The organism is Arthrobacter sp. E70, assembly GCF_058266945.1.
This window is the reverse complement of record NZ_JBYQFR010000008.1, coordinates 176,619-195,735: the sequence shown is the minus strand read 5'-3', so window position 1 is coordinate 195,735 and position 19,117 is coordinate 176,619. Positions and strand designations below refer to the sequence as shown.

The following is a 19,117-nucleotide window of genomic DNA, read 5'->3' as shown; positions in this document are numbered from 1 at the left end:
CAGGCATGGGAGCGCACAGCGGAACAACGCACGCGGCCGGCAGCGGCCAAGGGCTGCATGACGGGCTCGCCCGGGTGGTGGAAGGCCTCGCGGATTTGGTGGCAGCCCCGCCCGACAGGCCGCGGCAGGCTTCCTTTTCACCGTTGGACGGAACTTTGGTGGGCGAAGTTCCTGAGTGCACAACCCAGGACGTCGATTCCGCCGTCGCCCGGGCACGGCAGGCGCAGCGCCGCTGGGCCGCAGAGTCCGTCGCAGACCGCCGCGCGGTGGTGCAGCGGTTCCGAAGCCTGCTGCTGGTCCGCGAAAAGGACATCCTGGACCTGGTCCAGGGCGAGAGCGGCAAATCGCGGCTGAGCGCCTTCGAGGAACTGGCCGACGTCGTCCTGACCGCTAACTACTATGCGCGCAACGCCGGACGGTTCCTCCGTCCGGCCCGCCGTAAGGGCGCGGCGCCGGTCCTGACCCGGACCGTGGAGTACCGGCTTCCCAAGGGCGTCGTGGGCGTGATCAGCCCCTGGAACTACCCCCTGACCCTCGCCGTGTCGGATGCGCTCCCCGCCCTCCTGGCGGGTAACGGAATCGTTCTGAAGCCTGATTCGCAGACGCCGTTCACGGCCCTGCTGATGCTGCAGCTGCTCCGGCAGGCCGGGCTTCCCAAGGACCTGTTCCAGATTGTCACCGGGCCCGGCCCAGTCATCGGCCCGGCCATCATCGAACGCGCGGACTTCGTCATGTTCACGGGATCCTCCAAAACGGGCAGGGAAGTGGCGCAGCAGTGCGGCGCCCGGCTCATCGGGTTCTCCGCTGAACTCGGCGGCAAGAACCCGATGCTGGTCCTCGCGGACGCGGACCTCGGCAAGGCCGCCAGCGGGGCAGTGCACGCCTGCTTCTCCAACTCGGGCCAGCTCTGCGTCAGCATCGAACGGATCTACGTCCACGCCGCTGTCTTCGAGCGTTTCCTGGCAGCCTTTACCGCAGAGGTGGAGGCGATCCGCCTGGGTCCGGGCGCGGACTGGGACATCGGCATGGGGTCCCTCATCAGCGCCGAACACGTCGAACGGGTGGACCGCCACGTCCGGGACGCTCTGGCCAAAGGCGCCCGGCTCGTCACCGGGGGCCGCAGGAGGCCGGACCTGGGGCCGCTGTTCTACGAGCCCACCGTCCTGACGGGGGTCACGGACAACATGCTGCTCGCACGCGAGGAAACCTTCGGTCCGGTGGTTGCCGTCTACCCCGCAGCGGACGACGACGCCGCCGTGGCCATGGCCAACGACTCCGATTTTGGGCTGAACGCGAGCGTCTGGTCCGCCCGCCACGGGGAATCCGTGGGCCGCAGGCTGCAGGCCGGCACCATCAACGTCAACGAGGGATATGCGGCCACCTGGGCTTCGCATGACGCACCGATCGGCGGGATGAAGGACTCCGGCGTCGGGCGCAGGCACGGGCGGGACGGCATCCTCAAGTACACCGAGCCGCAGACCATCGCCCTGCAGCGGCTGCTCCGGGTGGCACCGGCACCGGGCATGACGAACAAGACGTACGCGAACATCATGAGGCGGGCCGTCACGCTGATGAGCGGACTACCGGCAAGGCCAGGGAAGTCTGCTCCATCCGGGAACGGAGAGGACTGACATGGCCAAAGGAACAGGGCTGTCCGGCGCAACCCTCCTGGTGACAGGAGGAGGCAGCGGCCTGGGCCGCCGCCTCGCCCTCGGGGCAGCGCAGCGGGGAAGCCGGGTAGTCATCTGGGACATGGATGCCGTTCGCGGTGCAGCCGTCCGGGACGAAATCCTGGCGGCCGGCGGTGAGGCGGAAGCTTTGGCTGTGGACGTCACCGACAGGGACGCCGTCAGTGCCGCGGCAGCCAGTACCGGCCATGTCGACGTCCTCGTCAACAACGCCGGTGTCGTCAGCGGCGACCACCTCCTGGATGCGGACGATGAGGCCATAGAACGGACCCTGAAGGTCAACGTCCTGGCCTTGTACTGGGTCACCCGCGCCTTCCTGGCCGGGATGGCCGGCCGCGGGCGGGGAACCGTGGTCACCATTGCCAGCGCGGCGGGCCTGGTGGGCGTGGCACGGCAGACCGACTACTCCGCCAGCAAGTTTGCCGCTTTCGGTTTCAATGAGTCGCTCCGCGCCGAGCTGCGGGCCAACCGGCACGAGGTCAACACCCTGGTGGTGTGCCCCTACTACATCGACACCGGCATGTTCGAGGGCGTCCGGACCCGGTGGCCCCTGCTCCTTCCCATCCTGCGTGAAGAAGATGTGGCAACCAAAGTGCTCGATGCCATCGAGTCCGGCAGGCGGCAGCTGGTCCTGCCACCGATGGTGAACCTGCTGCCGGCCCTCCGGGTGCTCCCGGTGGGGGCCTTTGACCGGCTGATGGACGTGTTCGGCGTGAACCGCACCATGGACCACTTCACCGGCCGCGCCGGAGACCGTGCCGCAAAGACTGACACCTGAACCAGCCCCCTGAAACAGGTCCTTTCCCGGAAGGTGACTCTTGGCCCTACCGCCTTCAGCCCTCGATGCCTAGCGTTGCTCTGGCAGGGGGCACAACTGGCAAGGCAAGTGAAATGGGGCCCACCAATGCGCATCACGAGGCGACAACTCCTGCAGGCCGGCGCGGCAGCCGGCGCGGGCATCCTGACCCAGGGGTACGGAACCGGCACCAACAGGGCGCTCGCTGCCCCGCCTGGTTCCGCCGCGGCCTTCACCGAGCAGCTTCCGGACCTGGCCGGGCTGGGGGTCGTCGACCTGACGGCCGGCGGCAGCACGTCCTTGTGGATGCGCAACGCGCGGCACCGCTTCCAGGAGGGCATGGGGCTGACCGACACCCTTGCCTACCAGGACGCCAGAACGGCGCGTACATACCTGGGCCCCGTGATCATCGCCCGGAAGGGAAAGGGCATCAGCCTCACCGTCCACAACGGAATCGGCTGGCACCCCCTGGCCTTCGCCGTCGACCCCGGACTGGTGCCGGCCGGCAGCAATGACGCCCGCTACCCCAGGGCGGCGGTCCACCTTCACGGCGGGAACACCAGGCCCGAGTCCGACGGCGGCCCAACACAGGTGCTGCTGCCCGGCGATTCCTACACCTACCGCTACGGCAACGACCAGGACGCCGCCGGGCTGTGGTACCACGACCATGCGCTCGGCCTGACCCGCCTGAATGTCTACGCTGGGCTGGCCGGCGGATACCTGCTCCGCGACACACCCGGACCGGGCGGCACAGGCATCGATACCGGTGACGGAACGCACCTGCCCCCGCCGCCCTACGAGGTCCCGCTCATCATCCAGGACCGCATGTTCAACCCCGACGGTTCGTTTGCCTACCCGCCAAACCCTGACCTCACCGGAGCGGACGGCACGCCCCGCCCGTGGGCCCCCGAGTTCTTCGGCGACGTGGCGACCGTCAACGGGAAGTGCTGGCCCAACCTGGACGTGGCCCGGGGGATGTACCGCTTCCGGGTGTTCAACGGTTCCAATGCACGGTTCTACGATCTCAGGTTCGAGGCCGGTGGTTCAGCGATGCCGTTCCGGCAGATAGGTACCGACGGCGGCCTGCTCAACGCCCCGGTCAGGCTCAACCGGCTGGTCATAGGCCCCGGCGAGCGGGCAGACCTGATAGTGGATTTCGCCGGTTACAAGGCCGGAACCACGGTGGTCCTCACCAACAGCGCACGGGTTCCCTTCCCGGACGGGCCGGAGTCCGTCCAGCGTGGCGCCATCCCGCTTCCACGGATCATGCAGTTCACGGTGCAGTCCCGCTCCGGCTACGACGTACCTCTGCCCGACCGGCTGCGGGCCCGCCCCATCACCCCGCTCGCAGACATGCATACAGTTGCCACCAGGCCCATGGCCCTGGTGGAGGTGGCCAATGCGGACGACGTTCCCGTCATGGCGCTGCTGAACAACAGGACCTTCGACAGCCCGGACATCACCACCGTGCGGAGCGACACACTGGAACAATGGGAGCTCATCAACACCACGGGGGACGCGCACCCGATCCACCTGCACTTTACGCAGTTCCAGGTGGTCGGCAGGCAGAAGTTCCATGTGGACGCCTACCTGGACGCCACCGGTTTCGTGGATGCCGCAACAGGGCTGCTGGTGCCAGGCCAAGGAAAGACCGTCCCGGCGGGGCCGTTCCTCCTTGGCCGGGAGAAGGGCGCCCCGCCCAACGAACAGGGCTGGAAGGACACCGTCGTGGCCATGCCGGGCGAAGTGACCAGGATCCGGGTTCCCTTCGGGGCGGCAGCGGCCGGCGGGGCCCCGCTGGCCATCGGCTCATCCTTCAAGGGCGAGTACGTCTGGCACTGCCACATCCTTGAGCACGAGGACAACGACATGATGCAGCGGTACGTCATCGCCTAGCGGCATCACGCTTCGGACGAAGTCCGTCCCGGCGGGGAACCGACAGGTGCCGTGACGGCGTTGGTCAGGCGCACCAGGTCTGCCGGTGCCAGCTCAATGTCCAGGCCGCGCCTGCCGCCGGAAACCAGCAGCGTGTCCAGGGCCAGGGCACTGGAATCCAGGACAGTGGGGGAGGGGAGGCGCTGGCCCAGTGGGGAGATGCCGCCCAGGACGTAGCCCGTGCGGCGCTGGGCGGCAGCGGGATCGGCCATCGCGGCTTTCTTCGCGCCCAGGACTGCCGCCATGGCCTTCAGGTCCAGGGTTCCGCTGACCGGAACGATGCCCACGGCAAGCCGCCCCTCCACGTCCACCATCAGGGTCTTGAAGACGCGGGACGAATCGATGCCCAGGACGTCCGCGGCTTCCTCGCCGTAGCTGGCGGCCGCGGGGTCATGGGCATAGGGGTGCAGCACAAAGGGAACCCCGGCGGCGGTCAGCACCGCTGTTGCCGGGGTTCCCTGGAAACTGTTCTTGCGTGCCACGCGGCGCGGTCAGCCCTGTGCGGGGGAGGCCGCGGCCACCTTGCGCTTGATCCTGCCCAGCATCGCGGTCATGCCCCGCATGCGCAGCGGCGTGATGGCGCGCGTGAGGCCCAGCAGCTCCGGCATGTCGTCAGGCACGGAAAGGATCTCGTTGGCGGACAGGCCGTCCAGGCCCTCGTGCAGCACGCCGGCGAAACCACGGGTGGTGGGGGCTTCGGCCGGAGCCTTGAAGAACAGGCGGACAGGCCCGCCGCCGTTCTCAGTCTCAATGGTGAGGAACAGCGGCGACTGGCACTCCACCACCTGCTCAAGGAGCTCGGGGTGGTCCTTAAGCCGGTCCGGGAGCTCCGGGAGTCCTTCCGAGAACTCCAGCAGCAGCTGCAGCCTCTCGGGTTCGGACAGGGCCTGGAAATCGTCCACGATCGCCGCCAGGGCGGAAGGCAAAGCTTGAGTAGTCATCAGTTCCAGTCTACCGGGGGAGCGTTGTCAGGCACCCACGGCGACAGGAACGGAACCGCGCTCAGCGCCCTTGACGATCGGCACGCGCACGGCGTTGCCCCACTCGGTCCACGATCCGTCGTAGTTGCGGACCGACTCGAAGCCCAGCAGGTACTTGAGCGCGAACCAGGTGTGGCTGGAACGCTCGCCGATGCGGCAGTAGGCCACGACGTCATCGCCTTCGGACAGGCCCGCCTCGCCCAGGTAGATGGCTTCGAGCTCTTCCCGGCTGCGGAACGTCCCGTCCTCGGCGGCAGCACGGGCCCACGGAACCGAGGCTGCGGTGGGGATGTGGCCCCCGCGCAGGGCGCCCTCTTCCGGGTAGGCCGGCATGTGGGTGCGCTGGCCGGTGTATTCCTCCGGGGAGCGGACATCAATCAGCGGCTTGCCGAGGTGTGCCAGGACGTCGTCCTTGAAGGCGCGGATGGGAGCGTCGTCGCGCTCCACCACGGGGTAGTTTCCGGCAGCCGGGGCGGGACGGTCCTTGGTCAGTTCGCGGCCTTCGGCAACCCACTTGTCGCGGCCGCCGTCCAGCAGCCGGACGTCCTCGTGGCCGAAGAGCGTGAAGACCCAGAGGGCGTAGGCGGCCCACCAGTTGGACTTGTCCCCGTAGATGACCACGGTGCTGTCGCGGGAAATACCCTTCGACGCCGCAAGCGCGGCAAAGGCGGAACCGTCAACGTAGTCGCGGGTGACTTCGTCGTTCAGGTCCGTGTGCCAGTCGATCTTCACGGCGCCCGGGATATGGCCGGTTTCGTACAGGAGCACGTCCTCGTCGGATTCGACCACGATGAGCTCGCCGTTCGCCACAGCGCCGCTTTGAAGGGCAGCCGCGAGCCACTCGGTGGAGACGAGCCGCTCGGGGTGGGCGTACGCTGCGAACTTGTCATTCTGTTCAACCGGGTAGGGCATGACTTGGCCTTTCAGTAAGAGCACGGGAAACCGCGGAACATGCAATGGAACCTGTTCCCACACTAGCCAGCGCCCGGAAGGTTGTCCGTATTCCGTTAATAGGGCGAAATGTTGCCTTCGTCACGCTGCGGGGCGGCAGGACGGGGTCCCGCCCGGGGACGGTCCGCATAGCCGGTATCCTTTCTGGGGACCAACCACCAGCAGAACGGACCACCTTGGTACAGATCGAACAGCTTGCCGCCCGCACTCCGGCAGTTTCGGTGGATGAACTCCTGAAGGGCTTCTACCCGTCGCCGCGGTTCGGCGAGGTCTCTTTCGCGAGCTACCGCCCGGACCCCAAGCAGCCCAGCCAGGCCGCCGCCGTGCATGCCCTCAAGGGATTTGCCGACGGCGTGGGGTCGGGTAACGGGGGCGGGCTCTTCAAGAAAATGTTCGGCAAGAAGGACGCGTCCCGGGCCGGCATCTACCTCGACGGCGGGTTCGGCGTCGGCAAAACGCACCTGCTCGCCTCGCTCTGGCACGCCACGCCAGGGCCGAAGGCCTTCGGAACGTTCGTGGAGTACACCAACCTGGTGGGCGCACTCTCGTTCCGCAAGACCGTTGATGCCCTGAGCAGCTACAAGCTGGTATGCATCGACGAGTTCGAACTCGACGACCCGGGCGACACCGTCCTGATGTCGCGGCTGATGCGCGAACTGGCCGACGCCGGCGTCAAGCTCGCCGCCACGTCCAACACCCTGCCTGGTTCGCTGGGCGATGGCCGGTTCGCCGCCGTCGACTTCCAGCGCGAAATCCAGGTCCTGGCCGACCAGTTCGACGTCATCCGGATCGACGGCGAGGACTTCCGCCACCGCGGCCTGCCGGCAGCGCCGGCGCCGCTGCGGAACAGTGAACTGTCCGCGCACATGAAGGCGGAGTTCGATGGCAAGACCGTGGCCCAGGACGAGTTCTCCACGCTCATCCACCACCTCGCCGGCGTCCACCCGAGCCGCTACCGGCAACTGATCGACGGCATTGACGGCGTCGTATGGCGCAACGTGGAAACCATCACGGAGCAGGCAGTGGCGCTCCGGTTCGTGGTCCTGGCAGACCGGCTGTACGACAAGGACGTTCCCATCCTGGCCAGCGGCGTGCCCTTCGACAAGCTGTTCACCGAGGAAATGATGACCGGCGGCTACATGAAGAAGTACTTCCGTGCCGTGTCCCGCCTGACCGCCCTGGCCCGGGAGGGCCAGAACCACGAGCCGTCCTAGTCTGCTTTCCAGGTCCTGTGGTTCCCCGGTTTCGCTGATTCAGGGTTGGTCCATAGTCCGGTGCCGGTGGCGCGGGACCAGCAGTGCCCGCACCGCGAGCCCCGCAAGGAGGGCCCAGAACGCGGAGCCGATGCCTGCCAGGGTCAGGCCGGACGCTGCCATCAGGAACGTCACGGCGGGGCCGATTCTGTCTTCCGGGTCCGCCAGAGCAGCCGAGGCGGCGGAAGCGAGCGTGCCCAACAGGGCCAGGCCGGCCACCGCCTCCAGCATCCCCGCCGGGGCGGCGTTAACCACTGACACCAGGGCTGCGGAGAAAGCAGCCAGCACCAGGTAGCCCAGCCCGGACGTAAGACCGGCAATCCAGCGCCTGCTCCGATCCTCGCCGGCCTCTTCGCCCGCGGCGAGGGCGGCGCTGAGCGCCGCAAGATTGATGGCATGGCCCCCGAGCGGCGCGGCAAGCATGGTCCCGGCCCCCGTGACCAGCATCGATGGGCGCCACGGGGTGTCGAAGCCAAAGGAGCGCAGCACCGCCACCCCGGGAACGTTCTGGGATGCCATGGTCACCACGAACAGCGGCAGCGCTATACCCGCCAGTGACTGCATGCTGAACGAGGGGGTGGTCCACACCAAGGCAGGCACCAGCCCTTCCGCGTCCGGAACTGTTCCCGCGGAGGCCAACGGGATGCCGATGACGCCCAGGGCCACCAGCAACGCAGCAGGGACGGCCCAGCGTGGAGCAAACTTCGTCATGAGCAGCCAGCAGATGATGACGGGGGCCACCAGCAGGGGCTCGCTGCCCAGGGCCTTGAAGGGTGCCAGGCACAGCTGCAGCAGTACACCGGCCAGCATCGCCTGCGCCAGTGACGCGGGGATCCGTGCCATCAGCCGTCCCAGTGCGGGGACCAGCCCGGTCAGCGCCGTCAGCACCCCGGCGGTAAGGAAGGCGCCGACGGCGGCCGGCCATCCGCCGTCGGCCGCTCCTGAAGTGGCGAGCAGCGCAGCCCCGGGCGTGGACCACGCTAACGTCACCGGCACCTTGGAACGCCAGGCTAAAAGCAGGACCCCGAGGCCCACTGCGAGTGTGAGTGCCAGCAGTCCGGACGCGGCCTGCGCAGGATTCGCGCCCACTGCCCTGAGCCCGGCGAGCACCACGGCGAAGGAGGACGTGAAGCCCACCAGCGCCGTGACGATGCCTGCCACAACGGGGCGGGAGTCGGGTTTTGTCCGTACGGGCGCGGAAGTGGGGGATGCAGGGGACTTCGCCATACGTGGCAGGTTACCGGCGAGCCCGGGAGAAGAAGGAATCGCCTTCCCGCCGGGGCTGCTTCCCGCCCGGGGACCGTATCAGGGGAACCGCATTAAACGCCAAGGGTGCGGGCGCCGCCTCACGGCGGGGCCCGCACCCCGGTGACGTGCTAGGGCAAAGCCCTGGCCAAATCCGTTACGGAGCCCTGTCGACCGGCGGAGCCGGAGTGGCAGGTGCAGCCGGGGGAACCTGCTCGGCGGCAGGTGCCTGGCCGGGGTTTCCGTTCTTGTCAATGAGCTTGGAAGCGCCATCCTGGATCTTGTTGACGTGGCCGGAGTACTTGCCTCCGGTTTTCTTGTCAACCAAATCGCCGGCCTTGCTGATGCCGTTCTTGATGGCCTGCTCGTTGCCGCGGATGAGGCCCTGAGCCTTGCCCTTTAGATCGCCAATCAAACCCACGGGCACCTCCCTTCAGTCGCGGAGCCAGGTCGCTCCTCGCGCCTTCGATCCTATCGGGGCTCAGAAGGTGTGCCAAGGAAATCCCGTTCGCCTGCAGCGGATGCCGGGAAACAAAAAAGCAGCTCCGCAGAGCTGCTCTCCAAGTGGGCGATACTGGGATCGAACCAGTGACCTCTTCCGTGTCAGGGAAGCGCGCTACCGCTGCGCCAATCGCCCGGAACCGGAAGTCCGGCATATGGGTGTGAATACTGGAGCGGACGACGAGATTCGAACTCGCGACATCCACCTTGGCAAGGTGGTGCTCTACCAGCTGAGCTACGTCCGCGTGCAGGCTCTCCGGACTGATCCGGCGTTCCTGCTGGGCAAGTTTCCTTGCCAGTGGGCGATACTGGGATCGAACCAGTGACCTCTTCCGTGTCAGGGAAGCGCGCTACCGCTGCGCCAATCGCCCATTGCATCCGAAAAATGATCCGGAAACCATGGTTTTCACCGAGGTGGGTACGGGATTCGAACCCGTGTATACGGCTTTGCAGGCCGCTGCCTCGCCTCTCGGCCAACCCACCGTGTAAGCGTTCATTCCGTGGAATGGTTGCTGTGACAGTGTCCTGCGAGCGGACGACGAGATTCGAACTCGCGACATCCACCTTGGCAAGGTGGTGCTCTACCAGCTGAGCTACGTCCGCATTTTGGAGGCTTGATTCCTTGCCGTTCCCGGCATTTCCTCGCGTTCCAACGAGTAAAAACAATATAGGAGGTTCCGGGAATCTCCAAATCGGCACCGGCAGCCGGGGCCGTCACGCCCCTACTTCCCAGTAATGGCGCGGCGGAGAGGTACTTACATGCGTGTAATTTGCGACGGCGGGAGGCCGCCGCGGCTGCCTCCGCTGCGGGACGGGTTCAGCCGGAAGGGCCGGTTGCGGGCCGGTTGGATCAGTTGGGGGAGCTGCCGGGATGGTTCACGGGTCACTGTCCAGCCAGGGCGGCCGCCCCCTGGGAACACCGATTTTTGAATTGTCCCGGTGGTGGGCTAGCATTCAAATGCACCCGGGCGATTGGCGCAGTGGTAGCGCGCTTCGTTCACACCGAAGAGGTCACTGGTTCGAACCCAGTATCGCCCACAGTACAGAAGGTCCGTTTCCGCTCCTCACAGCGGGAACGGACCTTTTTTGTGCCCGGCCGCCGCGCCGGAGACTTTGTCAGTCCCTTGTGAAAGAGTTTTTGTATGACTGATCCGCTTCTCGCCCATGCCACCGAATACGGCCGGATGTACGCCCGGTCCACCTCGGAGCAATTCTCGGTCCCCTCCATTACTACGGTGATCAGCCAGCAGCCCCACGGGCTGGACGGCTGGTTCGGCTACATGGGGGCCAGCAGCCTGGCCAACGATCCTCTGTTGGCGGACTGCCTGGGCAGCCCGGCCAAAATCAAGCAGGCGGTCAGCCGTGCCGCCAAGGCCGCAGAAACCTATCGTGATGAGGCTGCGCAGCGCGGCGACCGGGTCCACAACTACTGCGAGCAGGTGGCTTTGCGTGCTTTGGGCCGGCCGCATGCCATGCAGGAAGCGCGCCAGGCCCTGGCTGCCAACGGTGAAGAAGCCTTCGCTGCCCGCTTCGACGAATGGTGGGAGCTGTTCAGGGTGGAACCCATCGCCCCTGAAATCACCGTGTGGAACAACGCGGTGGGATACGCCGGAACGCTGGACCTGGTGGCACGGATCAACGGCCGGGTATGCCTGATCGACTACAAGACCAAGGGCACCACCCGCGACGGCCAGGTCAAGCCGCTGGACGACAAAGTGGTCATGCAGCTGGTGGCGGGCATGAAGGCCGAGGAAAGCCTGGTGGACGCGGAAGCGGGCACCTGGGAGCCCTGGAAATACGGTGAAAACCCTGTTCTGCTGGCCGTTGCCATTGGCGAGACCGAGGTGCGGCCGGTCCGCGCCAACCCGGAAGTCCTCAAACACCACTGGTGGAAGTTTTGTGCCCTGCGCCGCGTTTGGGAGCTGAACGCGGACACCATCAGCGCCGGCAGCGCCCTGCTGCCTATTGCCCCGCCGCCGCTGGCCCAGGTCCGCACCGCCTGAGTTCGCAACACCCCACGTCCAAGTCCGTCACGCCTAAGCCCGCACCGCTCAACCGCACCGCCGGGTGCGGGCCGACGCATCTGGAGTGCTGCACCTAAACTGGATAGGTTCCCTTTGCCGCCAACCGTGAGGAAAAACAGCGCATGGCTATTCTGAATATCCGCATCATCGGGGATCCCGTGCTTCGCACGGTCGCCGATCCCGTGACGGAATTCGGGCCGGAGCTGGCCAAGCTGGTCGCAGACATGACTGAAACCATGGAGGACGTGGAGGGCGCCGGCCTGGCCGCACCCCAGGTGGGCGTCAGCCGGCGCGTGTTCACCTACCGCATCGGCGGCGTGGAGGGGCACGTCATCAATCCCGTCCTGGAAAACAGCGAGGACTACCAGGACGACCATGTGGAAGGCTGCCTCTCCATCCCCGGACTCGGCTTCCCGGTCCGCCGCTTCCGCGCCACCCGGCTCACCGGCGTGGACATCCACGGCAATCCGGTGTCGATAGAAGCAGAGGGCATGTTGGCGCGCTGCTTCCAGCACGAGAACGACCACCTTGACGGCATCCTCTACACCGACCGCCTTGAGGGGGAGGACCGCAAGGCGGCCCTGCGCTCCATCCGCAATGCCAATTACGACTCCATCGCCGGGAGGACGACGGCGAAGCGCGCCAAGACAGTCGGCAGCAGTTTCGGCGGTGCAAGCTTCGGTGGGGGCAGCTTTGGGACAGCCGGCCAGGGCGCCGCTGAATGAGGGTTCTTTTCGCCGGTACCCCGGCCGTCGCCGTCCCGTCGCTGGACGCCCTCGTTAAGGCCGGGTTCGACGTCGTGGCCGTGCTGACCCGGCCGGACGCCCCGGTGGGCCGGAAACGCGTGTTGACACGCTCGCCGGTTGCCGCCCGGGCGGCGGAACTGGGGATCGAAGTGATCCATGCCGCGAAAGTGGATGCGGATGCCACTGCCAGGATTTCCGCCGTGAACCCGGATGTAGCCGCCATCGTGGCTTACGGCGGCCTGGTGCCTCCGGCCGCGCTCGGGATTCCCCGGCACGGCTGGGTCAACCTGCACTTCTCGCTGCTGCCTGCCTGGCGTGGCGCGGCGCCGGTGCAGCGGTCCGTGATGGCAGGGGACGACGTCACCGGCGCCGTGACGTTCCAGTTGGAGGAAGGCCTGGACACTGGCCCCGTCTTCGGAACGCTCACCGAAGGAGTAGGGCCGGACGACACCGCGGGGGAACTTCTGGAACGGCTCTCGCACAGCGGTGCGGTGCTCCTGGCCCAGACGTTGTCTGCCATTGAAGCCGGTAAAGCGGCGCCCCAGCCGCAATCGGGCGAAGTCACCCTCGCGCCAAAGCTCACGCTCGAGGACGGCCGGGTTATCTGGACCCACCCGGCACTGGCCATCAGCAGGCAGGCCCGCGGCGTCACCCCGGAGCCCGGCGCCTGGACCATATTGGACGGGCAGCGGGTCAAGCTCGAACCGGTCCGGCTCCGCCCCGACGTCTCCGGGCTGGTGCCCGGTGCCGTGTCAGTCCAGGGCAAGAGCGTATTGGTGGGCACTGGCTCGCACGCGGTGGAGCTCACCCGCGTCCAGCCCGCCGGCAAAAAGATGATGGGCGCCGCCGACTGGGCGCGCGGCATGGCTTCAGCAGAGAGTGTGGTGTTCGAATGAGCGGGTCCGGCAGCAACGCGGGAGGGCCGCGAAACGGCGGCGGCGGCAGTACTGGCAAAGGCGGACGCGCCGGCAGCCAGGGGACCGGCCGCGGCAAGGGAGCCCCGGGGGATTCCAGCCGCCGCAATGCCCAGGGCCGCGAACGCAACCGTGGTCCGCGGCGTAACTTCACGGAAAACGCACCCTCCCAACGGACCCGGCGCGCGGATCCTGCCCGGCTGGTGGCCTTCGAGGTCCTGCGCGCCGTCGCCGCGGAGGACGCCTACGCGAACCTGGTCCTTCCGGCCCGGATCCGCCATCACGGCCTGGACAAGCGCGACGCCGGTTTTGCCACCGAGCTGAGCTACGGTGCCCTCCGCAGCCAGGGCACTTATGACGCCATCCTCGCCAGATGCGTTGACCGGCCACTGGCCCAGCTGGACCCGGCCATCCTCGATGCCCTGCGCATTGGCACACACCAGTTGCTGGCCATGCGCGTCCCTGCGCATGCGGCCCTGGACCAGACCGTTGGACTTGCCCGGGCAGTGATTGGCGCGGGCCCCTCCGCCCTCATCAATGCAGTGCTGCGGAAGATTAGCGCCCGGAGCCTTGAGGAATGGCTGGACTTGCTGGTGGCGGGTGAAACCGACGAGACGAAGATTGCCTCGCTGCGATACGCGCACCCGGAATGGATTGTCCGCGCCATGCGGCAGTCCCTCGTGGCCCACGGCCGCCCCGCCACCGAGATCACCGACCTGTTGGAAGCGGACAACGCGGCCCCCGTGGTCAACCTTGTGGCCCTTCCTGGCCTGGGAAGCCTTGACGAGGCCCTGGAAGAGGGCGCCACCCCCGGCGAGCTGGTCGAAGGGTCGGCGCTCTCCAGCGGTGGGGACCTGGGCCGTCTGCCGTCTGTGCGCGCAGGAACCACGCGGGTGCAGGACGTCGGCTCGCAGCTCGTGGCGAGGGCCTTGGCAGCGGTCGACCTCCGCCCGGCCCCGGACGGGCATGGCGTGGACGTCAAGGGCCAGGCCGGAACGGGTGGGCCGGGAGAGGAAGCCTGGCTGGACCTGTGCGCCGGCCCGGGCGGGAAAGCAGCACTCCTGGGCGCCTTGGCCCATGAACGGGGAGCGACACTCCTGGCAAATGAACCAGCCCCGCACCGTGCCAAGCTGGTCGGCCAAGCCCTCTCCGCGGTCCCACACGATACTTGGCGGGTACGGACCGGAGACGGCCGCGAAGTGGGCACCGAGCAGCCCGCCGCGTTCGACCGCGTCCTGGTGGACGTCCCGTGCAGTGGCCTGGGCGCACTGCGGCGCCGGCCCGAATCCAGGTGGCGCCGCACCCCGAAAGACCTTGCCGACCTTGGCCCGCTGCAGCGCGAGCTCCTCGCATCCGCCCTTGCCGCGGTGCGGCCCGGCGGAGTGGTGGCGTACGTGACCTGCTCCCCGCATCCGGCCGAAACCACCGCAGTGGTGGCTGACGTCCTCCGGAAGCGCAACGACCTTGAACTCCTGGACTCCGGAGCAGCACTGGACGCTGTCAGCCTGCCTGGAGCTCTTGGCGCCGGACACGAATTGACGGCCCAGCTGTGGCCGCACATCCACCACACCGATGCCATGTTCCTGGCCCTCATCAGGAAGAAAGCCTGATCCGGAAGAACCGAAGTCCGGCCTGCGGACACGAGATCCGGCCCGTCCCTGCGGGGCGCGCGGACTTTGCCCATTTGAACCAAACACCCTCAGCGAAAGGCACCCCACGTGACGCAATGCTGCATCAACCCGAGCATCCTCTCTGCCGACTTCGTCAACCTCGAGGCCGAACTGCAGCGCATCAGCAACGCCGATGCCGTGCACGTTGACGTCATGGACAACCACTTCGTACCGAACCTGACCCTCGGCCTGCCCGTGGTGCAGCGGATCCAGGCTGTGAGCCCCGTTCCCCTCGACGCGCACCTGATGATCGCCGATGCCGACCGCTGGGCGCCCGGCTTCGCCGACGCCGGCCTGGCGTCCGTGACTTTCCACGCTGAAGCATCCATCGCCCCCATCAAACTGGCGCGGGAACTGCGCAGCAGGGGATCGAAAGCGGGCATGGCCCTGCGCCCGGCCACGCCCGTTGAGCCCTACCTGGACATGCTGGCGGAACTGGACATGCTGCTCATCATGACGGTGGAACCGGGTTTCGGCGGACAGGCGTTCCTGGACGTCACGCTGCCCAAGATCCGCCGGGCACGGGCGGCGGTGGATGGCTCCGGCATTGGGGTGGCAATCCAGGTTGACGGCGGCATCACCGAGGACACCATCGCGCGCGCTGCCGAGGCGGGCGCCAACGTGTTCGTGGCAGGCTCCGCGGTGTACGGGGCAGACGACCCCGCCGCGGCCATCGACCTGCTGCGCGAAAAAGGAAGCCGGACGTTACGTGCGGCGTCGGTGGAATAACCGGGGGCACCTGCCGGTTGTGGCACAATAACAACACACATACGTGCTCCGGGGTCGGTGTAAGTCCGAACCGGCGGTGACAGTCCGCGACCCGCGAGCCGAGGTTCTCCCATGGAGGATCCCGGCGGACGGTTGAACCGGTGGAATTCCGGTACCGACAGTTAAAGTCTGGATGAGAGAAGCACGTACAGCTGTATCTGCGGGCCTTCGGGCCCCGCAGCGTTCTGCTGTCGTATCCCCGGAGCCATCGCGGTTCGACAGGGAAGGAACGACAGGAATGAACCCCCAGCGATGGCTCTTTAACGCCGAAAGTCCTGCTGCTGCGATGGCAGGCCCACATCCCCGGCCCAGGCCCACTGCGATGGCCGCCGCATGACGGGCGCGACGGGGCTGCAGCCCGCCGCTGGGGTGGTCACTGCCTTCAGCCCGGCCGAAACGCGGGCCATGGAAGCCGCCCTGAAAGCTGCCCTCAACGGACCGCGCGGCGCGAACCCGCTGGTCGGCGCCGTCGTCATCGATCCTGACGGCCGTCAGCTGGTCACCGGCTACCACCGCGGTGCGGGTACCGCCCATGCCGAGGCCGACGCAATTGCCCAGGCGGCCGCCGTCGGCCTTGACCTGACCGGCTGCACCATGATGGTCACCCTGGAGCCCTGCGACCACGTGGGGCGCACCGGCCCCTGCACAGCAGCGATCATCGCCGCCGGAATCACCGATGTGGTGTATGCCGTGGACGATCCGCATGACCCCGCCGCCGGGGGAGCCGCAACCCTGCGCGCCGCCGGAGTGCGCGTCCGCAGCGGCCTCGGCGCGGACGAAGCGCTGGACCTGAACCGCCAGTGGTTTGAGGCTGTGGCGGCAAGGCGGCCCTTCGTCACACTGCACATCGCCCAGACGCTGGACGCGCGGATCGCCGCCGAGGATGGCACGAGCCAGTGGATTTCCAGCCCGGAGTCGCTCGCGGACAACCATGCGATCCGCAGCAGGATCGACGCCATCCTGGTCGGCACCCAGACCGTCCTGGTGGATAATCCCCGCCTCACCGCCCGGACCCCTTCCGGCGAACCTGCGGCCAGCCAGCCCGTGCGGGCCGTCATGGGGCTTCGCGACGTCCCGGCCGACGCCGCAATACTTGGCGATGACGGGCTCGCCGTCCACCTTCCCACCCGGGATCCGGGCGAGGCCTTGTCCATGCTGTACGCCTCAGGCACCCGTCACGTCATGGTGGAGGGCGGCTCCCGGATCCTCAGCTCCTTCCTGGCAGCCGGACTGGTCGACGAACTGATCGTCTACCTGGCCCCCACCCTGCTCGGTTCCGGCACGCCGGCCCTGAACGGGCTGGGCATCACCAGCCTTCCCGACGCCCAGCTGTGGGAATGGGATGCCGCCGACGGCGGTGCCGTACGAACGCTGGGCCGGGACCTTCGGCTGCATTTGAGGCCGCAACGAAGGGTTGCACTGGACCCCAAACCAGCTGACCCACAAAGCTCTGACCCGCAACCTTCAGACCCACAACCGTCCCGCGAATCTGCGGATCAAGCCCAGGGAGGCTACTGATGTTCACCGGAATTATCGCCGAACAAGGGCACGTACTGTCCGTCGAGCGCGACGGGGACAGCAGTGCCACCGTCCGGCTGCACGCCCCGGGCACCACCGAGGGCCTGGCCCTGGGCGGCTCGATCGCCGTCAACGGAGTATGCCTGACCGCAACCGACATCGATGGCAAGGAATTCAGCGTGGACGTCATGGGGGAGACCCTGGTCCGCAGCACCATCGGTGAGCTTGCCCCCGGTGACGCCGTCAACCTGGAGCGGTGCCTTCCGGCCGGTGGCCGCCTGGACGGACACGTGGTGCAGGGCCACGTCGACGGCGTCGGCGTCCTGCTGGAACGCGAACCCCAGGGAAACTGGGAGCGGCTCCGTTTCGGCGTCCCCGCCAACCTGGCACGGTACATTGCCGAAAAGGGCTCAATCGCCATCGACGGCGTCTCCCTCACGGTGACGGCGGTCAGTCCCGCTGACGAACCCGACCCCTGGTTCGAGGTTGGCCTGATCCCCACCACCCTGGCCGAAACCGGCCTTGGCACCAAGACCACCGGCAGCCGGGTCAACCTGGAGGTCGATGTGCTGGCGAAGTACACCGAACGCCTGCTGGCATTCGCCGGCCCCCGCGCTGCCGCCACCGGTGAAGCCGCAACCGCGGGAGGTGCACGGTGAACGCCGTCGTACGCCTCGAACCCGCAGTCACGGAGGCCCCGGCGGCTAAAACCGTCCCCGCGCTGGACACCATCGAAGACGCCGTCCGCGCCCTGGCAGCCGGCCGGCCCGTTCTGGTGGTCGACAACGAGGACCGGGAAAACGAAGGCGACATCATCTTTGCAGCACAGCACGCCACGCCGGCGCTGATGGGCTGGACCATCCGGTACAGCTCCGGCGTCATTTGCGTCCCGCTGCCGGGCGAACGCGCCGATGCCCTGGCCCTGCCTCCGATGGTTGCCGTCAACGAGGACGCCAAGGGGACCGCGTACACGGTGTCCTGCGACGCAGCGATCGGCGTCAGCACCGGAATTTCCGCCACAGACCGGGCGCTCACCGCCAGGATCCTCGCCGATCCGCAGGCCGTGCCGGCGTCGATCACCCGCCCGGGGCATATTTTCCCGCTGCGTGCAGTTGACGGAGGTGTGCGGGAGCGCCAGGGCCACACCGAAGCCGCGGTGGACCTGTGCCGCCTCGCGGGACTGGAACCGGTCGGCGTGATCGCAGAAGTGGTTTACGACGACGGGGAAATGATGCGCCTGGACGGCCTGCGTTCGTTCGCAGCGGAACATGGATGCCCGCTGATCTCGATTGAGGACCTGGTGGCGTATCTTGAAGCCGGGGCCGGGGGAGCCCACGGAGATGCCCGGGTGACGCCGGGCGAAGAGAAGGAGGAACGATGACGGCAACGGCAGCCAGCGACGACAGCCACCAGAACGGCCACCGGAAACACCATGCGGGGTCCGGTGAGGCGCCCTACCCCGTCAGCGGAGGGCCCATTGTGCAACTGCCCACGGCCTTCGGTGATTTTGTGGCGCAGGCCTGGACCGACGTCCTGACCGGCGTGGAACACCTTGCCGTCAGTTCGCCCAACCCGCCCGCGGACGGCGAAGCGCCACTGGTCCGGCTGCACTCGGAGTGCCTGACCGGCGACGTCTTTGGTTCCTACCGCTGCGACTGTGGGGAACAGCTGGCCTTTGCCCTGGAACTCATCCGGGACAACGGTGGAACGCTGCTCTACCTGCGCGGACAGGAAGGCCGCGGCATCGGCCTGGCCAACAAGATCAAGGCCTACGCGCTGCAGGAGGCCGGGTTCGACACCGTCGAGGCCAACGAGCAGCTGGGCCTGCCGGTGGATGCCAGGTGCTACAAGGCCGCTGCCCAGATCCTCGCCGAGATGGGGCTGCATGAGGTTCGGCTCCTAAGCAACAACCCGGACAAGCAGAACAGGCTGGCCAAGGCCGGGGTCAAGGTTGTGGAGATGGTTCCAACGGAGGTTCCGTCCCGCGAACAGAACATCCGGTACCTGCGCACCAAGAAGGAGCGCATGGAGCACCGGCTCCTGCTGGACACGCAGGTGGCCCCCGTGCCCGTGTCCGGCTCCGACGCCCTTTACGACCACGAACAAGACTGAACGGAACACAAGGAAA

18 protein-coding genes, 6 tRNA genes and 1 riboswitch are annotated in these 19,117 nt (G+C 67.4%); of the genes, 14 read left to right on the top strand and 10 right to left on the bottom strand.

Annotated elements, in window-relative coordinates; all coding sequences use genetic code 11:
- Window positions 1-5: 5 nt before the first annotated feature.
- The 3 genes from AC3IMC_RS12450 (at window position 6) to AC3IMC_RS12440 (ending at window position 4,380) form a co-directional block, all read left to right on the top strand.
- The gene (locus AC3IMC_RS12450) at window positions 6-1,631 is read left to right on the top strand and encodes a succinic semialdehyde dehydrogenase (RefSeq protein ID WP_490918860.1); all 1,626 of its coding nucleotides are present in this window, start codon (window positions 6-8) and stop codon (window positions 1,629-1,631) included.
- Between the two features lies 1 nt (window position 1,632).
- A complete protein-coding gene (locus AC3IMC_RS12445; protein WP_490918859.1) occupies window positions 1,633-2,466 on the top strand; it encodes an SDR family oxidoreductase in 834 nt (277 codons plus the stop codon).
- Window positions 2,467-2,592: 126 nt separating this feature from the next.
- Window positions 2,593-4,380: a multicopper oxidase family protein gene (locus AC3IMC_RS12440; protein ID WP_490918858.1), complete on the top strand. Its 1,788-nt coding sequence runs from the start codon at window positions 2,593-2,595 to the stop codon at window positions 4,378-4,380.
- 5 nt (window positions 4,381-4,385) lie between these two features.
- Here the strand turns inward: AC3IMC_RS12440 and ybaK are convergent, their stop codons facing one another.
- The 3 genes from ybaK to AC3IMC_RS12425 are packed head-to-tail and all read right to left on the bottom strand — an operon-like array spanning window position 4,386 to window position 6,311.
- The gene (gene ybaK, locus AC3IMC_RS12435) at window positions 4,386-4,901 is read right to left on the bottom strand and encodes a Cys-tRNA(Pro) deacylase (RefSeq protein WP_490918857.1); all 516 of its coding nucleotides are present in this window, start codon (window positions 4,899-4,901) and stop codon (window positions 4,386-4,388) included.
- A gap of 9 nt (window positions 4,902-4,910) precedes the next feature.
- Window positions 4,911-5,360 (bottom strand): SufE family protein, encoded by a 450-nt coding sequence (locus AC3IMC_RS12430; RefSeq protein WP_490918856.1) that lies wholly within the window; start codon window positions 5,358-5,360, stop codon window positions 4,911-4,913.
- Window positions 5,361-5,387: 27 nt separating this feature from the next.
- On the bottom strand, window positions 5,388-6,311 hold the full coding sequence (locus AC3IMC_RS12425) for a sulfurtransferase (protein WP_490918855.1): 924 nt from the start codon (window positions 6,309-6,311) through the stop codon (window positions 5,388-5,390).
- 215 nt (window positions 6,312-6,526) lie between these two features.
- Here AC3IMC_RS12425 and zapE point away from each other — a divergent pair, with 215 nt between their 5' ends.
- Window positions 6,527-7,564: a cell division protein ZapE gene (gene zapE / locus AC3IMC_RS12420; RefSeq protein ID WP_490918854.1), complete on the top strand. Its 1,038-nt coding sequence runs from the start codon at window positions 6,527-6,529 to the stop codon at window positions 7,562-7,564.
- A gap of 39 nt (window positions 7,565-7,603) precedes the next feature.
- On the opposite strand, the gene AC3IMC_RS12415 is transcribed toward zapE, so the two are convergent.
- From AC3IMC_RS12415 to AC3IMC_RS12385, 7 genes are all read right to left on the bottom strand, one after another.
- Entirely contained in the window at window positions 7,604-8,830 is a 1,227-nt protein-coding gene (locus tag AC3IMC_RS12415) for a benzoate/H(+) symporter BenE family transporter (protein WP_490918853.1), read from the bottom strand.
- 175 nt (window positions 8,831-9,005) lie between these two features.
- Window positions 9,006-9,269, bottom strand: coding sequence for an antitoxin (locus AC3IMC_RS12410; protein WP_490918852.1), 264 nt, complete (start codon window positions 9,267-9,269; stop codon window positions 9,006-9,008).
- 144 nt (window positions 9,270-9,413) lie between these two features.
- Window positions 9,414-9,485 (bottom strand) — tRNA-Val (locus AC3IMC_RS12405).
- 33 nt (window positions 9,486-9,518) lie between these two features.
- Window positions 9,519-9,594, bottom strand: a tRNA-Gly gene (locus AC3IMC_RS12400).
- Window positions 9,595-9,648: 54 nt separating this feature from the next.
- Window positions 9,649-9,720: transfer RNA gene (locus AC3IMC_RS12395), tRNA-Val, on the bottom strand.
- A gap of 41 nt (window positions 9,721-9,761) precedes the next feature.
- A tRNA-Cys gene (locus AC3IMC_RS12390) sits at window positions 9,762-9,832 on the bottom strand.
- A gap of 47 nt (window positions 9,833-9,879) precedes the next feature.
- Window positions 9,880-9,952, bottom strand: a tRNA-Gly gene (locus tag AC3IMC_RS12385).
- Between the two features lie 363 nt (window positions 9,953-10,315).
- Between AC3IMC_RS12385 and AC3IMC_RS12380 the strand changes: the two genes are divergently transcribed.
- The 10 genes from AC3IMC_RS12380 (at window position 10,316) to ribA (ending at window position 19,101) form a co-directional block, all read left to right on the top strand.
- Window positions 10,316-10,387 (top strand) — tRNA-Val (locus tag AC3IMC_RS12380).
- Between the two features lie 104 nt (window positions 10,388-10,491).
- Entirely contained in the window at window positions 10,492-11,352 is an 861-nt protein-coding gene (locus AC3IMC_RS12375; protein WP_490918851.1) for a cytochrome, read from the top strand.
- 143 nt (window positions 11,353-11,495) lie between these two features.
- Entirely contained in the window at window positions 11,496-12,098 is a 603-nt protein-coding gene (gene def, locus AC3IMC_RS12370; RefSeq protein WP_490918850.1) for a peptide deformylase, read from the top strand.
- Complete coding sequence (gene fmt, locus AC3IMC_RS12365) at window positions 12,095-13,015, top strand: methionyl-tRNA formyltransferase (protein ID WP_490918849.1); 921 nt, start codon at window positions 12,095-12,097, stop codon at window positions 13,013-13,015. The genes def and fmt overlap by 4 nt, the downstream gene beginning before the upstream one ends.
- Window positions 13,012-14,643 (top strand): RsmB/NOP family class I SAM-dependent RNA methyltransferase, encoded by a 1,632-nt coding sequence (locus AC3IMC_RS12360; RefSeq protein ID WP_490918848.1) that lies wholly within the window; start codon window positions 13,012-13,014, stop codon window positions 14,641-14,643. Before fmt ends, AC3IMC_RS12360 begins: the two co-directional genes overlap by 4 nt.
- 108 nt (window positions 14,644-14,751) lie before the next feature.
- Complete coding sequence (gene rpe, locus AC3IMC_RS12355) at window positions 14,752-15,432, top strand: ribulose-phosphate 3-epimerase (RefSeq protein ID WP_490918847.1); 681 nt, start codon at window positions 14,752-14,754, stop codon at window positions 15,430-15,432.
- Window positions 15,433-15,471: 39 nt separating this feature from the next.
- A riboswitch (FMN riboswitch) is annotated at window positions 15,472-15,621 on the top strand.
- A 183-nt stretch (window positions 15,622-15,804) separates the two neighbouring features.
- Complete coding sequence (ribD, locus tag AC3IMC_RS12350; protein ID WP_490918846.1) at window positions 15,805-16,989, top strand: bifunctional diaminohydroxyphosphoribosylaminopyrimidine deaminase/5-amino-6-(5-phosphoribosylamino)uracil reductase RibD; 1,185 nt, start codon at window positions 15,805-15,807, stop codon at window positions 16,987-16,989.
- Entirely contained in the window at window positions 16,989-17,648 is a 660-nt protein-coding gene (locus AC3IMC_RS12345; RefSeq protein ID WP_490918845.1) for a riboflavin synthase, read from the top strand. The genes ribD and AC3IMC_RS12345 overlap by 1 nt, the downstream gene beginning before the upstream one ends.
- The gene (ribB, locus tag AC3IMC_RS12340) at window positions 17,645-18,370 is read left to right on the top strand and encodes a 3,4-dihydroxy-2-butanone-4-phosphate synthase (protein ID WP_490918844.1); all 726 of its coding nucleotides are present in this window, start codon (window positions 17,645-17,647) and stop codon (window positions 18,368-18,370) included. Before AC3IMC_RS12345 ends, ribB begins: the two co-directional genes overlap by 4 nt.
- On the top strand, window positions 18,367-19,101 hold the full coding sequence (ribA, locus tag AC3IMC_RS12335; protein WP_490918843.1) for a GTP cyclohydrolase II: 735 nt from the start codon (window positions 18,367-18,369) through the stop codon (window positions 19,099-19,101). Before ribB ends, ribA begins: the two co-directional genes overlap by 4 nt.
- The last annotated feature ends 16 nt before the right edge of the window (window positions 19,102-19,117 follow it).